Source organism: Bremerella sp. P1, from assembly GCF_028748185.1.
Lineage (GTDB): Bacteria > Planctomycetota > Planctomycetia > Pirellulales > Pirellulaceae > Bremerella.
The window spans coordinates 4,713,570-4,730,545 of the sequence record NZ_CP118164.1; the positions used below are offsets into that span (position 1 = coordinate 4,713,570).

The following is a 16,976-nucleotide window of genomic DNA, read 5'->3' on the forward strand; positions in this document are numbered from 1 at the left end:
CCAACCCCGCACTACGTTTGGCCTGGGTAACCAAATCCATGTCCGCGATCTACAATAGAGGATACGTGTTGAATTCCCTCCCTCGCAGATTTTCCGATTGAATGATGGACGAACAAGCGCCCAGGCCCCGAGTTGCGGTTATCGGTGGTGGTATTTCCGGACTTTCCGCTGCGCATCGGCTGCTGGAACTGAACTCGGAGTGCGACATTCATCTGTTTGAAGCGGACAGTCGCCTGGGTGGTGTTCTGCAAACCTCGAAGACCGACGATGGATATCTGCTGGAAAACAGCGCGGACAACTTCATTACCAATATTCCGTACGCCCTCGATCTATGTCGCCGGCTGGGAATGGAAGAAGAACTGCTGCCGACCAACGAAGCGTTGCGCAAGGCGTATGTCGTGCGCAATGGCAAGCTGTTTCCGGTACCGGACGGTTTTGTGCTGATGGCCCCCAGCAAGATGTGGTCGGTGATTACGACTCCGATCTTGAGCTGGGCTGGAAAGCTGCGACTAGCGAAGGAGTACTTCGTTCCCATACGTGAGGAGACTTCCGACGAATGCCTGGAGTCGTTCGTGACGCGACGTCTCGGCAAGGAAGCGTACGAAAGGCTCGTGCAGCCGTTGATCGGCGGGATCTATACGGCCGATCCAACCAAGCTAAGCATCCAGGCAACCTTGCGGCAGTTCGTGGAGATGGAGCAGAAGCACGGCAGCTTGATTAAGGCTGCGCAACGCAAGGAAGCCGCTGGTAAAAAGAATGAGAGTGGTGCCCGCTACTCGATGTTCGTTGCACCGAAGCAGGGCATGGGAGACGTGATCCAACGGCTCCAGGAGCGGCTGTCAGGACAAGCGATTCACTTAAACACACCGGTCTCGGCCGTCGAAAAGACCGACGATCATTGGACTGTGCAAACGCCTGACGAGAAGTACGCGTTCGATGCGGTCATCATGGCGCTGCCGGCTCCTCACGCGTCGAAAGTCCTCGGTGCGTTTCCCGTTCTTACTGAGAACCTCGCGGCCATTCCTTACGCGGGATGCAGCGTGGCGATCTTGGCGGTGGATGAAAAGCAGATCGGTCGACCGGTCGCTGGGTTTGGGTTCGTGGTGCCAGAGATCGAAAACCGCAAGATCCTGGCCGGCAGTTTTTCCAGTGCCAAGTTTCCGGGGCGTGCTCCTGAAGGAAAGGTGATCATCCGCGTGTTCGTGGGTGGCGCCTGTCATCCTGAACTGGCCGATCTTTCCGATGACGAAATGAAGCAAGTCGTCATGAAAGAACTCGGCGAGTTGATTGGCCTGAATGGTGAGCCTGAGAAGTTCCTCGTCACGCGTTGGATGGGAAAGATGCCGCAGTATCATCTCGGGCATCTCGATCGGGTCGCAACGCTCGAGGAAGAAGCGGCCCGGCTGCCTGGTTTCGAACTGGCCGGCAATGCCTATCGAGGCGTGGGCGTTCCGCAGTGTATTCAAAGCGGCGAACAGGCGGCGAAGCGCGTGTTGGATTATCTAAGCAGCCGCTAGGTTGATGCTCGCGACTTGGCCTTCCAAGAAGGTGAGATCGAGACCCGCGTGTTCTTCTCGTGCTTTCTGTAGCGCCGTCAGCGCTGCTTCGGGGTCGTCGTTGTACTGTTGGGCAAACGCTTGCTGGTTGGTGGCCGCTTGAATCGCGGACGTCTGCGCGGCGATTTGAGCGAGCAACTGCTGGGCTTCTTCAGACTGTTGCAGAAGCGCTTTGGCTTGCTGCGCGAAGGAGTCGGCTCCATCGACCGCGATTTGCCCATTGGGATCGATTCGCAGTTGGAACGAATCAGGCAGGTCTTGTCCGGCTTGATGGAACGTGCGGCGCAGCAGGTCTTCGAGATCTTCCAGCGAACGCCCGAGTTGATCTTGGAGCTCGCCGGCATTGCCACCGAGAAGGCCACTGGCAGCGAGGAACGATTCGAGAGAGGCGGCATCGGTCAAGGTGGTTTCCTGGCTCGGTTCCGCTTCTCCTTGAAGCAGCGAGAAGACCCCTTCGGAAAGTTGCTTGGCCGCTCCGGCGGCCATCGACGCCGCACCGATCCCTAGTGGTAAAGCGGTTGCAATATTCATCCGCGCATTCCTGCAGTAGTGACAGCCCCCCGTCTCTTGATGTATCGACTCGGCAGATGTGCCGACTTTAACGATTAGAGGGTTTGCGAGGGGAGAAACGTTACGCGGGGACCAGGGTGGTCAAGAAGAAGAAAAAGTTCCCATTACCTACGATCGCTTAGCAATCCGACCTCCAGCTGGTATCTCAGGATACCCTGCCCCAGAATGAGGTTATGACTAGGTAATGGGAACAAATTCTATGTTTCATAAGACGAGTTGCCACAGGCAGGCTTGGATAAGCCAATCCGATGAGCTTGAAACTCGAAGTCATCCAATGTGATATCTTGCTTATCGTGCAGATTACCCCCCAACTTGAGCGGAGTCAAGGGAAATCCCCTAAAATGGTGTAGCAATGACGCCCCGGACGGCATTACATCAAATTAGGGGTAGAATTCTTTACGCTGCAACCAGTGTCGGCTGGAAGCATTCCACTTTTTCCAGCTGCAGGATGCTGCGGTAAAGGTCGACATATTGTCGAGCGGCATCTTCCCAGCTGAATCGTGCAGCGGCTTGCTGTAGAAGTTGAGGGTACTCGGGGGACGCGTTAAAGACGCTCATGCCGCGATGATAAACATCGGCCATGTGATCCGGCGTGAAGTTGTCCCAATAGAAAGCTCTCTGGCCGCCTATCTCAGGCAGGCTTGTACGTCGGGCGAGGAAAACGGGCTTACCGACCGTCATGGCTTCGATCGGAGGCAGTCCGAACCCTTCTGTCAAAGACGGGAATACGAACGACTCGCAGTTTTCATAAAGCCACTGCCGCTCTTCGTCGCTAATCGGTCCCGGCAGGCAAACGCGATCGGCCAGGTTACGCTCCTGGATGATCTGTCGCATCTCCATGGCGTATTCGGAATGGTTCTGGCCCGCAATCACCAACTGATGATTGGGTAATCGCTCAATGAGATCGAGCAGGACGTGGAAGTTTTTCTTCCGGTCGATAATGCCAATGCTGAACAGGTAAGGGCGGCTTGCATTGAGCCATGTTGGCTGATGAGCGACGAACTGATTTACGTCGGGCCGGCCATTGTAAATCACCTGCAACGGCTTGTTGTGTAGGTCGAAATGCGACTTCACTTCCCCAGCCACGAATTTTGAGATGACCGTGATGGCATCCGCGCGGCGGATTAGTCGAGCGACGCGACGATGCTCGCGATCGATTTTGGCGCCCTTCTTCTCGCGCAAGTAGTTCAGGTCGTGAATCGTCAACAAGACGCGCGTCTTGGGATTCAGCGGCAGGTACTTCGCTTGTTGGTGTGTCGCATGCCACAACGCATAGTCAGGCGTACGTCCCATTTGGGTCCAGCGATACCAGCGTTGGAAGATCTCTTTTCGCCAGGGCTTTGCCTCGATGGCATCTGACGTACCGAAGTCATTCGCCTGAGCTGCGGTGACAAAGGGAATCGGTCGCAGGCCGCGAGTGCTCATTTCTGTGGTCAGAGCACGTCCGAGATTGCGGGCAAATTGCCCCAGCCCGGAACAGCCGTTCCGAGACTTCTCGAGATCGAGGACGATACGTGGAGGTGGATTGAGCATGGAGTCGCGTTATTGGGAACGACGGCCTGAGTCGTTCGTTCTTCCTTGAGATAGCAGCGCTGGCTTCCTTCACAGCTGGCAGTCTCAATGTCTGGAAAAGGAGTTGCAGTATCAATAAATGTTGATGAAAGCGAAGCTCCCAGACGACGAGAGACTACCTGTTTCATCGGTGCCATGGAATACCGATCTGAGATAAGAGTTATTTGCCCGTAGAACCCGCAGTACCCGACTGCAATCACAACTAGCGTAAGAAGTTAACAACCTGAGCCATATGAGACCCCCATCGGCTTGGTTCTGTAGGGAAAATAGGGCAAAATAGGACCTTCTACTCGTCCTAATTCCCGTAAAGACGCCCCTACATCAAGCTCTCTTGAGGATTAGCCCCTGTGAATATTTACCTGGGAATCGATATCGGAACTTCCGGCACCAAGACCATCGCCATGTCCGAAGATGGTTCGATCTTGGCTGAAGCCTCTGCTAGCTACCCCGCATCGCACCCCAAACCCCTTTGGAGCGAGCAAGATCCGGAGCTATGGTGGAAGGCAACCGTCAAGACGGTGAAGAAGGTGGTTCAGCTAGCCAAGGCGAAGCCTGAGGACGTGAAGGCAATCGGTCTATCGGGGCAGATGCATGGATCGGTCTTTCTCGATGAGAACGACGAGGTGATCCGTCCAGCGTTGCTCTGGAATGACCAGCGTACCGCTGCCGAATGCGCGGAGATCGAATCGCGTGCCGGCGGTCGGAAGAAACTGATCAAGATGGTTGCCAACCCGGCCCTGACGGGATTCACGGCTCCCAAAATTCTATGGCTACGCAACAACGAGCCAAAGAACTTCGAGCGTCTCAAGAAAGTGCTCCTTCCCAAGGACGAAATCCGACGCCGTCTGACCGGCGAGTACGCGACCGAAGTCAGCGATGCGAGCGGCATGCTGCTGTTGGATGTCTCGAAGCGGGCCTGGTCGACGGAACTACTCTCCAAGTTGGAACTCGACACCGATCTGCTGGGCAAAGTTTACGAATCGGAAGATGTCACCGGCAACCTGACCAAGAAGGCTGCCAAGCAGTTGGGTCTGACCACCGAGTGCGTCGTGGTTGGTGGGGCAGGGGACTGTGCGGCCAATGCCTTGGGCAACGGGGTCGTCAAGAAAGGGATCCTGGCCAGCAGCCTGGGGACCAGCGGCGTGATGTTCGTGCATAGCGACGAAATGGCCGCCGACCCGGAAGGACGTCTGCATACCTTCTGCCATGCGGTTCGTGGCAAATGGCACATGATGGGTGTCACGCTGTGTGCTGCTGGTACGCTGGAATGGTTCGTCCAGAAACTGTGCGCCGAGATGCGTGGTCCACGCGGCAAGAGCGATCCTTACTCGACGCTGATGAAGCAGGCCGAAGCCGTCCCTGCGGGAAGCGAAGGCTTGATGGTCCTGCCGTACCTGGCCGGCGAGCGTACCCCGCATGCCGACCCGGATGCTCGCGGCTGCTTTATCGGAATCACGCTGAAGCACGAGCGTGCTCATCTGACGCGAGCGATCATGGAAGGGGTGACCTACTCGTTGCGGGAAAGTCTGGAAGTGCTCGACCAGATGAATATTCCCGTTCGCCAGGTTCGCGCAGGTGGCGGTGGTGCCAAGAGTCCGTTCTGGCGACAGATGCAGGCTGATGTGTTTGGCAAAAAGGTTGTTAAGCTGAATGCAGAGCAAGGACCAGCGTTTGGTGTTGCCTTGTTGGCGGCGACCGGTGCTGGGGCTTATAAGAATATTCAAGAGGCCTGTGCCGCAACGATTAGCGAAGTGGCAGAAACGAAGCCTGATCGCGCGGCCAAGAAGTACTACGATAAAGCATTCCCGGTGTATCAAGATTTGTATCAGTCGCTCAAAGACGACTTCAAGAAGCTGGGGAGCCTCAGCGACTGATCTCATTTGAAATGAGGTGGCGACATGACGTGCCGATTTTACCGTGAGCAGGAAGTGAACCAACTGCTCGATATGGCGACAGCCATTGAAGTGGTTGACGAAAGTTTTCGGCAACTCGGTACCGGTGGCGCCGAAAACGTTCCTCGGCATCGTGCCCGTGCCCCAGGGTTTGTGCTGCACGGCATGCACGCTTCGGCGGAATACCTGGGAACCGCCGGCTGGAAGATGTACAGCACCACGCGGATCGGGGCCAAGTTCATGGTCGGTATCTACGATATCGACAGTGGGCAAATGGTCGCGTTGATCGAGGCCGATAAGCTCGGTCAGATGCGTACCGCCGCTTCCTCCGCCGTGGGTGCTCGTTACCTCGCCAAAAAGCCGGTCACGCAGCTAGGGCTCTTTGGTACCGGCTGGCAGGCCGAATCCCAGCTGGAAGCCATGGCGACCGAGTTTCCCCTGACCCAGGCATTTGTTTACTCGCGTGATCAGGAGAAGCGAGAGTCGTTCGCCGAGCGAATGGCCGACAAGTGCCAGATTGAAATCGTACCGGTTCACGATCCCAAGGATGCCGTGGAAGATCTTCCGCTGGTGATCACGGCCACGACCAGCAAACACCCCGTCTTCGATGGCAATCTGCTTGCCGAGGGAGCCCTGGTCTGCGCGATGGGTGGGAACTGGGCGTTCAAGCGGGAAGTCGACGTGGTGACCATTCGCCGCGCCGATAATTGGGTTTGCGACTCGATCGAAGCATGCCAGGGCGAGGCAGGCGACTACTTGCTCGCCCAAGAGGAAGGCTACTTCGACTGGGACGTCGCCGTCTCCTTATCAGATGTTATCGCCGGTACGGTCATTGGCAGAAACAATACCGACAGCATCGTCGTGTACAAAACGGTTGGCTTGGCGATTCAAGATGTCGCGCTAGGCACTAAGTTTCTGCAGCGAGCCGCCGAGAATCCGGGGATCGGGATCGATCTGCCGTTTTAGCGGATCTCTTTGGCTGGATTCTGTGGGGCTTCCGCGATCGACTGTTTCGGCTGAGTCGCCTCGACTTCGTTCTTTTCGGCTTCGGCGGAAATCGATTCGGCCGCGGCAACGCGAAGCTGAACTTCGGTCGCATAGCGTGTTTCCGGTCGACCACATTGCAGCTCAGGACGGATCAGGAACTGTCCAGCTTCTTTCGTTTCAATGGTCACGGTCAAGCGAATGCTCTTGCCGGCGTCGATGGTCAGCGGATCGAACAGGGCTTGGCCTGGGGCGATCCGGCCGGTGTGACCTTCGACTTTGATCGGTTCGATCCCTTCGGAAAGATTGACCACGGCTTGCACCAGGTCGCTGGGTTTATCGCTCAGGTTGGTGATTTCGATGCCGTACTGGACCGGTTTGCCTTGGATGGCGATGGCCGACGGCGTGAAGATCTCCATCTTCAACGCATCGACAGGCTCAAGCGGTTCTTCGGCAGCAACCGGCGTTTGCATTTGTTCTTGAACTGGGTCGGTCGCGGCGACAGTCGGTGCGGTAGGAGCGACAATATCGGTCCAGGAAACCTTGACCGATTCGCCGGCGAGGGCTCGCAGCCGTACCCAATCTTCGGCCGTAACCAGTAGCGAGTTGGCGTCGGGAATCTGGTTTTCGGTATCGATCACCACGGCAACCTCACCCAAGGAGAGCAGCGTGATCTCATTGATGGTGTCGGCCGAAAGCGTACATTCTTCTGGAATCTCGATGGAATGCTGCCCAATCGCGATGTGACCGGCGTAAAGATCGCCAATGGCCACGCGAATCGTTTTCGACGGCAGGTCGACATGCAGCTTGATCGGACCTTGCAGGACTTTGATTGAATCGCCAGGCGTCGGATTGTGGTCATCGGCCCAGTCGTTGATCGAACGTAGGAAGCTTTCCGGGATCTCATGATCCAGGGCAACCTCTTCCAGGTTCATGCCCGGCAGAAACGTCATCGCAGGCTTCGCTAAGTGCTTGTTGGCAGAGAAAATCACCGTTTTGGCAAGCTCGTCCCCTTTGGCCAGAACCTGCTCGCGCTGCTCGTCGGTAAGGTCTTCTCGGTAGGCCAGACGCTGGATCTGCTCTAGCGCGGTAGCCCAGGTAAATGCAGCTTCGGATTGTTCAATTTCAGCCCAGGCATCGTCAAAGGAAAGGACCTTGGGCGTAATGTCTTCAATTTCCAGCGATTCTTCTTCCGGAGCTGGCTGAGGCTCTTCGTGCGCCACGGTGTCTGCCGAGAAGCGGCTTGCCGGCTTGGTGGTTGGGCCGCTGGCCGAGACCGGAATCACTGGCGTGGAACCGGGGCGATTCTCGAGGACCGGGTTCGCGACGAACTCGTCCTTCGGAGTCGCTTGTTCAGACGTTAGCACCGTGGGCACTTGCTGCACGGCTACCTGGCTTCGATTCTCGGCCAGTTCCGTAAAAGCTTCCTCGGAAAACAACGGCGCTTCTTCAGCAGCCATAGATTCTTCGGAAGGCGAAGAGGCCATCTGATTGCGGTAGATTACGTACCCGTTGTACGCAACACAGACTAAGAGTCCCACGATCAAAAGATTACGAAGTACGGACACGGCATCCTCGGCTGGAGCGAGTTTTATCGAAAAAATTGCGCAAGTTGGTTGTGCTGTATCAAATCCGCGGAAATGCATCCAGACCAGTTGGGGGAGAAAATGCCAGCAAATTCGGACGAGCCTGCCCAGGGCCGAGAAAATCCATGGCGGTAAATGGGATCTTCTTCTAGGATTAAGTAGTCAACGAAATCCATTCCTCCCTTGCTGACCGGTAAGCATGGATCGACCTGCCCCTACCGCCGACTGGTCTTCGCCACAACAGCCTGACGGGGATGGTGCGCTAGCAGAGCATGCAGAACACGGCGGCTCAGGCCGATGGCTTCGCTTTGAAACGATCCAGAACTCGGCATCGTTCATGGTTTCGTTGATCGTTCATTTCTCGCTGGTCATGGCGATGGCGATGTTCACGATCATCGATCCGCCTGATCGGAAGATTGAATTGATCGTGCTCGAGCCGGACGTCGAAGACCGCGACCGACCGCTGGAAGTCGAACTCGACGAGTCGGACAAAATCGCCAAGGAAATGACGCTCGCGAATCTGACCACGACCGAGCAAGGACTGGACGGGATGGTCGAGGCCTCGCTCAAAGCTCCGCAGCTGGAGATGCCTCCCACGGAGTTTGCCAACGCTCCGCTGGTGGCCCTGCAAGCGGAAGCCCTGCTGACCAAGGATGTCGATTCGCTGATCGAAGACATGCCGATCGGTACGGTCGGCTCGGTCCAGGCAGTCGTCGGAGACTACCAGGAAGCAATGGACCAGATCTCGCAAGAGTTGATCTGGATGCTTTCCAAGAACAAGGTCCTGGTTATCTGGCTGTTCGATCAGTCGGAGAGCATGAAGGACGATCAAGCGAAGATTCGTCAGCGCATTCATCGAATCTACGCCGAGGTCGGGCTCAGCGAGCATGCCAAGGGAGATGCTCTGACGACCGGCGTGGCCAGCTTCGGGCAAGGCTTTCAACTGCATACCAGGGCGCCAACGGCTGACCCTCAAGAAGTCGACGAGGCCATCGCCGCGGTGCCGGTCGATCCATCCGGCGAAGAGATGTTCAGCTCGGCCGTGGCCGAAGTGCTGACGCTACATCGCCGCTACGCCAAGATCGCCGATCGTAAGGTCGCACTGATTGTCGTGACCGACGAGAGTGGCAACACGCAAGACAACGAAGGACGACTTGAGAAAGCGATCTCGATCGCCAGGGCCACCGACACGCGAGTTTTCATCCTGGGGCGTGAAGCGATCTTTGGTTATCCCTTCGCCCATGTGCAGTGGATGCATCCCGAAGAAGGAACGATTCACTTGTTGCCGGTCGACCGCGGTCCGGAGGCTGCCCTGGTCGAACAACTGCAGACCGATGGGTTCGGCAAACGGACCGATGCACTGACCAGTGGCTTTGGTCCGTTCGAGCAAGTCCGGATGGCGAAAGAGACCGGCGGCATCTTCTTCATGCTGCCTGGTGAAGAGGCGAACATCAACAACGCGATCGATCGCCGCTACGAACCAAAGACGATGGACATGTATCGGCCGAACCTGAGTTCGCGTATGCAGCAGGTCGGCGAAGTCAAAAGCGATCCGCTCAAGACCCTCGTCACCAAGATCATCTACGATTTGAATCCATACGAGGAAAGCGTTGCCGACGTGATCGAGATTCAGCAGGTCTTCAGCAACGACTTGCAGCGATTTCGCCAGCAGGTCCGGCAGCAGCAAGCCAAGATGATCACCTACATCACGTACCTGGACCGAGCGATCCAAGCCGCGGAAGATAATCGGCATCTGCGAGACGAATCGAACTCGCTGCGTTGGAATGCCAACTACGACTTGCTGTACGGTCAACTGCTGGCCTACCGGGCTCGTGCCTATGAGTACGGTGCCTACCTGACCAACTTCGCCGAGAATCCTCCGGTGCCACCACAAATGCCTGGCTACATGGAATTCCGCGGTTGGCGGCTGAATACGGCCGACGAGCTATCGGCCCCGGACAAGACCGAAGACGACATCTCCCTCTCGCGGGATGTGCTGCAGTTCGTGATGCAAGAACACGAAGGCACCCCGTGGGCCACGCGAGCCAGCTGGGAGATCAAACGCGGCTTCGGGGTGAAGCTCGAACCGATCTTTTTCGACACGCGTCGAATCAATCGACCGCGGCCAGTCGGACCCGGCGGACCACCGCGGATGCCGGTGCAGATTCCAAAACTCTAATTACGCGCTTAGATCAGCTTAGCTGCGAGATCGCCTTCCACAGCTTCGGTGGCGACATGGGAAGCTCGAACATCCGTGCGCCGCAGGCATGATAGATCGCCGATTGCACCGCCGCCGGTGGCGGGACGATCGGTGTTTCGCCCACCCCACGAACGCCATACGGATGATCCGGATTAGGGACCTCGACAATGATCGTATCGATCATCGGCAGGTCGTAACACGTGGGCATACGATAGTCCAGCAGCGAGGCGTTGGCCATCGTGGCGTCGTCGCGGTAGTAGTATTCTTCGTTGAGGGCCCAGCCGATCCCTTGGACGGCTCCGCCTTGCAGCTGTCCTTCGACATAGCTGGGATGAATGGCTTTGCCGGCATCTTGGATGGCCGTGTAACGCAGGACGCGAACCTTGCCTGTTTCCGGATCGACTTCGACATCGCAGATGTGCACGCCGAAGCCATTGGTGGAAACATCCTTCGAGATCGAGGCCCGTCCAACGACCGGCTGACCGATCTCAGGCAGCTTTTCAGCAAGTTCGCGAAAGGTGATCGTCTTGTCGCCGCTAAGGAATGTACCGCTATCGAAGCGAACTTCCTCCGCGTCGCACTCCCACAGAACGGCCGCACGTTCGCAGAGCTGTTTTCGCAGATCGAGTCCCACTTCGTAGGCCGCAAGGCCAGTGGCGAATGTGGTGCGGCTGCCGCCGGTGACGTCGGTGTAGCCCACGCTGTCGGTATCGACCACTTTCGGGTGCACGTCTTCGGCGGCGATGCCCAGAGTTTCGGCAAGCTGCATGGCAATCGATGTGCGGGTACCGCCGATGTCGGTCGATCCTTCCAGCAGGTTGATCGTTCCGTCAGAGTTGACCGTGGCCGAGACACTCGACTTCAGGCCAATGTTGAACCAGAAGCCAGCGGCAATGCCGCGGCCACGATTCTTCCCTTCTAGCGGCGTGTTCCAGTGGTCGCTCTGCTTGGCCGCTTCCAGGCACTCGACGAGCCCTACCCGCGGATAGACCGGGCCATCGACCCGACGCGTTCCTTCCTTGGCTGCGTTCTTCAGGCGCAGTTCGAGCGGGCAGATGCCGAGCTGGTCGGCCAATTCGCTCATGACCGACTCGAAGGCGAACGCGGCCTGGGTTGCTCCAGGAGCACGGTACGCTTGGGTTTTCGGTTTGTTCAGGCAGACGTCGTATCCATGAACCCGAGCATTGGGTAAGTCGACGCAGCTGAACATGCACATGCAGCCAGGACCAATCACCCCGTCGCGGTAAGCGCCGGCGTCGTACGCCAGGTAAGCGTCGCCCGCAACGAGTCTGCCTTCTTTCGTGGCTCCGATTTTGACGCGAATGTACGAACCAGGCGTCGGGCCGGTAGCTTCTAAAACCTCGTCACGCTGCATGACCATCTTCACCGGGCGGCCACACTTTCGGCTCAACAACGCCGCGACCGGTTCCAGGTAGACAGCAATCTTCCCGCCAAAGCCACCGCCGATTTCACATGGGGTGACGGTGACGCGAGAAAGAGGGATTTGCAGAAGCTCGGCTACTTGTTGGCGGCAGGTAAAGGAACCTTGCGTCGAGGTCCAGACCTTGAGCTTGCCATCTTCGTTCCAGTGGGAGATCGAGTTGTGCGGTTCAATGTAGCCTTGGTGGACGGTGGCCGTTTTGAACTCGCGCTCGATCACGACATCAGCGGAAGCCATGGCCGCGTCGACGTCCCCTTGCTCGAAGTGAAGATGCTTGGCGATGTTGGTCGGTTTGTCTCCCCTCGTACCCATGTGATCGGTGCGAAGCTCTTCGTGCAGAATCGGAGCATCGTCCTGCATCGCATCTTGCACCCACAGGACCGACGGCAGGACTTCGTACTCGACGCGAATCAAGGCCAACGCTTCTTCGGCGATGTGAACGTTGCGAGCGGCAACGGCCGCGATTGCATGCCCTTTGTACAGTGCCTTATCGATGGCCATGCAGTTTTCGCTGAGGTCTGACAGGTGCACCGAACCTTCGCCGAGATTGGCGACCTTGTCCTTCAAGTGTGGCCAGTCTTTGCCGGTGATGACGGCGACCACGCCGTCGAGTGCCTGGGCTGCCGACGTATCGATCGATTTGATCTTGGCATGCGCGTGCGGGCTACGGAGGATCTTACCGTGCACCATGTCCGGAAAGTGGACGTCGTTGGTGTAGATGGCCCGTCCGGTGACTTTGTCGGTTCCGTCATGCCGGATCGGTCGCGTGCCCAGCACCTTGTACTTCTTGTCGCTATAGGAAATCGGAGATCCATTCATAGCAGGGCTTTCCTATTGTTGCTGCTGGGCTTGCTGTTGACTGGTTTGCGATGGCTGCGGATTCTGCTTGGGGGCATCGCCGGCGCTCATGCGTTCGGCTGCGGCTTGAACGCTACGAACGATCTTGTCGTACCCGGTGCAGCGGCAGAGATTGCCAGCCAGGGCAAAGCGAATTTCCTCTTCGCTGGGATTCGGTTTCTTATCGAGCAGGGCCTTCGCCGCCACGATGAAACCAGGCGTGCAGATGCCACACTGCAGCGCCGCACCTTCCAGGAAGCATTGTTGAATCGGATGCAGGGCACCTTTGTCGGCGATGCCTTCGATGGTGGTGAGCTCGCGTCCCTGCACTTCGACGGCCAAGACAATACAACTGTTGACCGGCTCGCCATCGAGAAGGACCGTGCACGCGCCACAGTTGCCGTTGTTACAGCCTTCTTTGGCGCCGGTTAATTGCACGACGTCCCGCAAGACTTCCAGCAAGCTCTGTCGCGGCTCGCAGAGGAAGTCATAGGATTGGCCATTGATGGTGGTCGAGATGGCCATTTTCGCTGGGGCTTTACCTGACATGGTTGGGCTTTCCCGGAGTTGTGAATCAGCTTGGATGAGTGGCGACGACCTGGCCGGCGGCTCGAAGCAGGGCCGTGTGGAGCGTTCGTTTGACAAGGACGTAGGCCAACTGCTGGCGGAATTCGATCGTGCCACGCATGTCGTTGATCGGCGTTGCCAACGTAGCGGCCTGGCGAGCAACGTCTTCGATTAAGTCGTCGCTGGGCGTTTGACCCTTTAAACCCTCGGCTACTTCGGTTGCCAGAATTGCCTTGGGACCCACAGCACCCAATGCGATGCGTGCTTGGCTGATGGTGCCGTTATCTGCCAGTTCGATGTAAGTGCCGGCACAAGCAACGGCGATGTCCATTTCGTAACGAGGAATGAATCGCTCGTAGGCCGAGCCCGATGTTTTACCCAGTGACGGAAGGGTCAGCGATAGGAGCAGCCCCTCGCCGTTCATGACGTTTTTCCCGGGACCGGTGCAGAACTTGCTGACGCTGCAAGTTTGTGTTCCGGTGGGCAGTGCGTACGTGACTTCCGCCCCTAAAGCCATCAGGGCAGGTACGCTGTCGGCCGCAGGCGAAGAGTTGCAAAGGTTCCCGCCAATGGTCGCACGCGATTGGATCTGCCAGCCGCCAATGATGAGGGCCGCGTCACGCAGAGCGGAATACTTTTCCGTCAGAGGGCTTTTTTGGACCTGCGAGCACGTCACCGCGGCGCCTAGGTAAAGTCCGCCTTCGGCGGTCGTTTCCAGCTTGGAAAGTTCCGCGATCTGTTTGATGTCGATGACGTGATCGGCGTGTCGCAGGTTCTCTCGCAGTTGAACTAGGATGTCGGTTCCCCCAGCGAGAAACACAGACTTTCCGCTGGCGGATGACAGAAGTTCAACCGCTTCACTTATCGTACGGGGCGCATGGTACGTGAAAGCTTGCACGCGAACTCCGTTTCTTGACAGAGAAGTTTGGGGCGAAGGAGCGGGGCAGGGACCGCATTCCGTGAGGGTTCGCCCTCAATATCGAGAGTTCACGATCGAGTGTCAAGCAAACCAACAGCACGTTGACGTGAACGCGAGATTACTCGTCGTTGTTCAGCAGGAAGCGGGCCGACGAAAGTCCGTAGCGTTCTTGGTTCGCTTCTTCCCGCGACATGTCCGAGTTGGCGATCTGCTCTTCTTCGCTGGGAAGTTCCGTCATCGTCGCGTTGGCGGTCGTGTAGTCGTCGGAGTAGCCCATTTGCTGCCGGTAATATTCATCCGACATCGCAATGGGATCGCTCTTGATGACTCCTAACAGGCATGCAACATCGAGCATCGTCCCGGCGATGAAGCGGCCAGGGCCGAGCACGGCATTGAAGAACATCAGCGAGCGATTCCAGTCGTCGGAGATATGAAAGGGGTCGTCGACCATCCCGCCAAGCCAGCCCAGGTTGTCGGTGTTGGCCTGGGGGACAAAGAAAAAGGCCAGGCCGACGTAGATCAACGGAATTCCCGCGGCAACCACGACACTGTGCCAGCCGGTCAGCGGCAAAAAATGGAAGGGAAGCCAAAAAAGTCCCACGGCCATCAAGGTCGCGGCAATCAGCTTGAAAAAGACGACCCACTCGCTTTGCTGGGCGACGTGCTCGGTATTGAGCTCGACGTTGCCAACCGGTTGAGGGTCGTACTGTTCGCACCAATATTCGTAAAAGCTCATCACGCACCGATCTTCGAGGTATCTTTTAAGTTGCCTGTGTTCCTTTACCCCAAGCCTATCCCACAAATGGTGTATGGGCTGAGATCGCCTCGCTTTTGAGAAAGGATCTCATTCCGGCCAAAGTTGGTTATTTTCGGCCTGGGATAGGGGAATTTTGATTTCCGGAAGATTAGTATGGGGCGGATTGGGCGGAATCGAGCGATTTTGCCGACAACTGTGTGGCTACCATGTGCTGGAGAATGATGAAATGAAGCGTGTTATGCTCGTGCTGATTGGCTTGCTTTCGGTTGCGCTGCTGAGCGGTGTTGCCTTGGCAGATAAGGGAAAAGATTCGAAGTACAGCACCGAAGACATTATGAAGAAGGGCTTCAAGGGCGGTCTGGTCGCTAAGGTCGCCAAGGGCGAAGCCAGCGAAGAAGATCAGAAGGTCGTCCTGGAGATGCTGGAATCGTTGGCCAAGAATCCGCCTCACAAGGGCAGCGAAGAAAGCTGGAAGGAAAAGACGACAGCTTTGTTGGCCGCGGCCAAGGGAACCGTCGAAGGCAAAGAAGGCGCCGATGCCAAGTTGAAAAAGGCGATGAATTGCAAGGCTTGTCACAACGAGCACAAATAAGCAATCAGCAACAAGTTTATTGAGATTCCGGATAGGGCCCTGGGCGATGTTTGCCGAGGGCCCTATTTCATTGGTTGCGAACCTTTGCGGTGTGCTGTAGCCTAAACGGATTACCTATCCTCCGTTAATGCCCGCCATTGCCTAAGGAAGTTATTCTTCATGAATCGTTTTTGGATTCTCGGTATTGTTCTGCTTGCCCTTCCGCTTTGTGTCGGATGCCCGACGAGCACTCCTACCGATTCACCTGACGGAAAAGGGGGAGCGGCCGCTGCACCCAAGCCTGAAGCAGACGATGCGGAAGCCGTGGCAGCGCTGGAGGAACTTGGTGGAAAGCTCACCAAGGACGATAACGGCAACGTGATTCGCGCCGACTTCTCGGCCGTCGTGGTGGAAGACGACGACGTCTTCGCTCCGATCGCCAAGCTGAAGCAACTTCAGGTGGTCAAGTTCTATGGTGCTGAAATCACCGACGACGTCACCGGGTTCATGAAGGATCTGACAGAGCTTCGCGACGTTGACTTCTCGAACTGCGTGATCGAGGACAAGGGCATCGAAAACTTGACCAACTCGAAGAATCTGTCTGCGTTTGGCCTGCGTCGCAACAACATTTCCAACAAGTCGTTGGAGATCATCGCGACCCAGTTCCCGAAAGTTCGTTACCTGGACGTTCGTTACTGCAACGTTGATGACGAAGGGATGAAGTTTGTCGGCCAGATGAAGAACATGGAAGTGCTGCGAACCGAAGGTGCGTTCATCAGCGACGAAGGGATGGCTCACCTGGCCGACCTGACCAAGATGCGATTCCTGAACTTGCGTGACAAGAAGATCACCGACAAAGGCATGGCTTACCTGGCCGGTATGGAGAACCTGGAAACGCTGGAACTGAACGAAGTTGCCTGCTCGAACGAAGGTCTCGCGCACATCAAGGATTGCGTCAAGCTGAAGAAGTTGCACCTGTTCCGTACCAAGGTTACTGACGACGGGATGCAGTACCTGACCGCGATGACGGACATGGAAGACCTGAAGTTCCGCCAATCGCCGGTCCGTGGCGAGCAGATGGACAAACTCAAAGGGATGACCAAGCTGAAAGCTCTGGACGTGAGCGAAACTCCCTTTGTCGACGAAGGGGTAGCCGTTGTGGCAACCTTCGAAAACCTGGAGTCGCTCAACTTGTGGAACACCTTCATCACCGATGACGGCCTGGCACCTCTGAAGAATCTTAAGAAGCTGAAAGAGTTGGATCTGCAGAACTGTGCCCTGAGCGATGCCGGCGTGAAGCACCTGGAAGGGATGACTTCGCTGACCAGCTTGTCGCTGAAAGAGAACAGCTCGATTTCGGACGAATCGATTCCTGTCCTCAACTCGTTGACCAACTTGAAGAAGTTGACGTTGAACTTCACGCAGATCTACGACGACGGCGTGGAGCAACTGAAAGAAGCCAATCCCAAGCTGGATGTGAGCTTCTAAGCGGCTGACCTAGACAATCAGAGAAGCCTCTGCGAT

13 protein-coding genes are annotated in these 16,976 nt (G+C 56.7%); 6 read left to right on the forward strand and 7 right to left on the reverse strand.

Annotated features, from left to right (window positions below; genetic code table 11):
* The first annotated feature begins 101 nt into the window (after window positions 1-101).
* Entirely contained in the window at window positions 102-1,517 is a 1,416-nt protein-coding gene (hemG, locus tag PSR63_RS19780) for a protoporphyrinogen oxidase (RefSeq protein WP_274327406.1), read from the forward strand.
* On the opposite strand, the gene PSR63_RS19785 is transcribed toward hemG, so the two are convergent.
* Window positions 1,503-2,087: a hypothetical protein gene (locus PSR63_RS19785; protein WP_274327407.1), complete on the reverse strand. Its 585-nt coding sequence runs from the start codon at window positions 2,085-2,087 to the stop codon at window positions 1,503-1,505. The two genes, hemG and PSR63_RS19785, sit on opposite strands and share 15 nt — an antisense overlap.
* 435 nt (window positions 2,088-2,522) lie before the next feature.
* On the reverse strand, window positions 2,523-3,659 hold the full coding sequence (locus tag PSR63_RS19790) for a glycosyltransferase family 4 protein (protein WP_274327408.1): 1,137 nt from the start codon (window positions 3,657-3,659) through the stop codon (window positions 2,523-2,525).
* A gap of 440 nt (window positions 3,660-4,099) precedes the next feature.
* On the opposite strand from PSR63_RS19790, the gene xylB reads away from it, so the two are divergent.
* Both xylB and PSR63_RS19800 read left to right on the forward strand, forming a co-directional pair.
* A complete protein-coding gene (gene xylB / locus PSR63_RS19795; protein ID WP_443111101.1) occupies window positions 4,100-5,572 on the forward strand; it encodes a xylulokinase in 1,473 nt (490 codons plus the stop codon).
* Window positions 5,573-5,596: 24 nt separating this feature from the next.
* Window positions 5,597-6,556 carry an ornithine cyclodeaminase family protein gene (locus tag PSR63_RS19800; RefSeq protein WP_274327410.1) on the forward strand — a complete coding sequence of 320 codons (960 nt, stop codon included), beginning with the start codon at window positions 5,597-5,599 and terminating at the stop codon, window positions 6,554-6,556.
* Here the strand turns inward: PSR63_RS19800 and PSR63_RS19805 are convergent.
* A complete protein-coding gene (locus PSR63_RS19805) occupies window positions 6,553-8,142 on the reverse strand; it encodes a hypothetical protein (protein ID WP_274327411.1) in 1,590 nt (529 codons plus the stop codon). The genes PSR63_RS19800 and PSR63_RS19805 overlap by 4 nt on opposite strands.
* Window positions 8,143-8,359: 217 nt before the next feature.
* On the opposite strand from PSR63_RS19805, the gene PSR63_RS19810 reads away from it, so the two are divergent.
* Window positions 8,360-10,339, forward strand: a complete 1,980-nt coding sequence (locus tag PSR63_RS19810) for a vWA domain-containing protein (RefSeq protein WP_274327412.1) — start codon at window positions 8,360-8,362, stop codon at window positions 10,337-10,339.
* Between the two features lie 13 nt (window positions 10,340-10,352).
* Here PSR63_RS19810 and PSR63_RS19815 read toward each other — a convergent pair whose 3' ends face one another.
* The 4 genes from PSR63_RS19815 to PSR63_RS19830 all read right to left on the reverse strand — a co-directional run bounded on the left by PSR63_RS19815 (window position 10,353) and on the right by PSR63_RS19830 (window position 14,860).
* Window positions 10,353-12,620 carry a xanthine dehydrogenase family protein molybdopterin-binding subunit gene (locus PSR63_RS19815; protein WP_274327413.1) on the reverse strand — a complete coding sequence of 756 codons (2,268 nt, stop codon included), beginning with the start codon at window positions 12,618-12,620 and terminating at the stop codon, window positions 10,353-10,355.
* 12 nt (window positions 12,621-12,632) lie between these two features.
* Window positions 12,633-13,187, reverse strand: a complete 555-nt coding sequence (locus PSR63_RS19820; RefSeq protein ID WP_274327414.1) for a (2Fe-2S)-binding protein — start codon at window positions 13,185-13,187, stop codon at window positions 12,633-12,635.
* A gap of 25 nt (window positions 13,188-13,212) precedes the next feature.
* Window positions 13,213-14,103, reverse strand: coding sequence for an FAD binding domain-containing protein (locus PSR63_RS19825; RefSeq protein ID WP_274327415.1), 891 nt, complete (start codon window positions 14,101-14,103; stop codon window positions 13,213-13,215).
* Window positions 14,104-14,242: 139 nt separating this feature from the next.
* Window positions 14,243-14,860 (reverse strand): hypothetical protein, encoded by a 618-nt coding sequence (locus PSR63_RS19830; RefSeq protein ID WP_274327416.1) that lies wholly within the window; start codon window positions 14,858-14,860, stop codon window positions 14,243-14,245.
* Between the two features lie 247 nt (window positions 14,861-15,107).
* On the opposite strand from PSR63_RS19830, the gene PSR63_RS19835 reads away from it, so the two are divergent.
* Window positions 15,108-15,473: a hypothetical protein gene (locus PSR63_RS19835; RefSeq protein WP_274327417.1), complete on the forward strand. Its 366-nt coding sequence runs from the start codon at window positions 15,108-15,110 to the stop codon at window positions 15,471-15,473.
* A 159-nt stretch (window positions 15,474-15,632) separates the two neighbouring features.
* Window positions 15,633-16,940, forward strand: a complete 1,308-nt coding sequence (locus PSR63_RS19840) for a leucine-rich repeat domain-containing protein (protein ID WP_274327418.1) — start codon at window positions 15,633-15,635, stop codon at window positions 16,938-16,940.
* Window positions 16,941-16,976 lie beyond the last annotated feature (36 nt).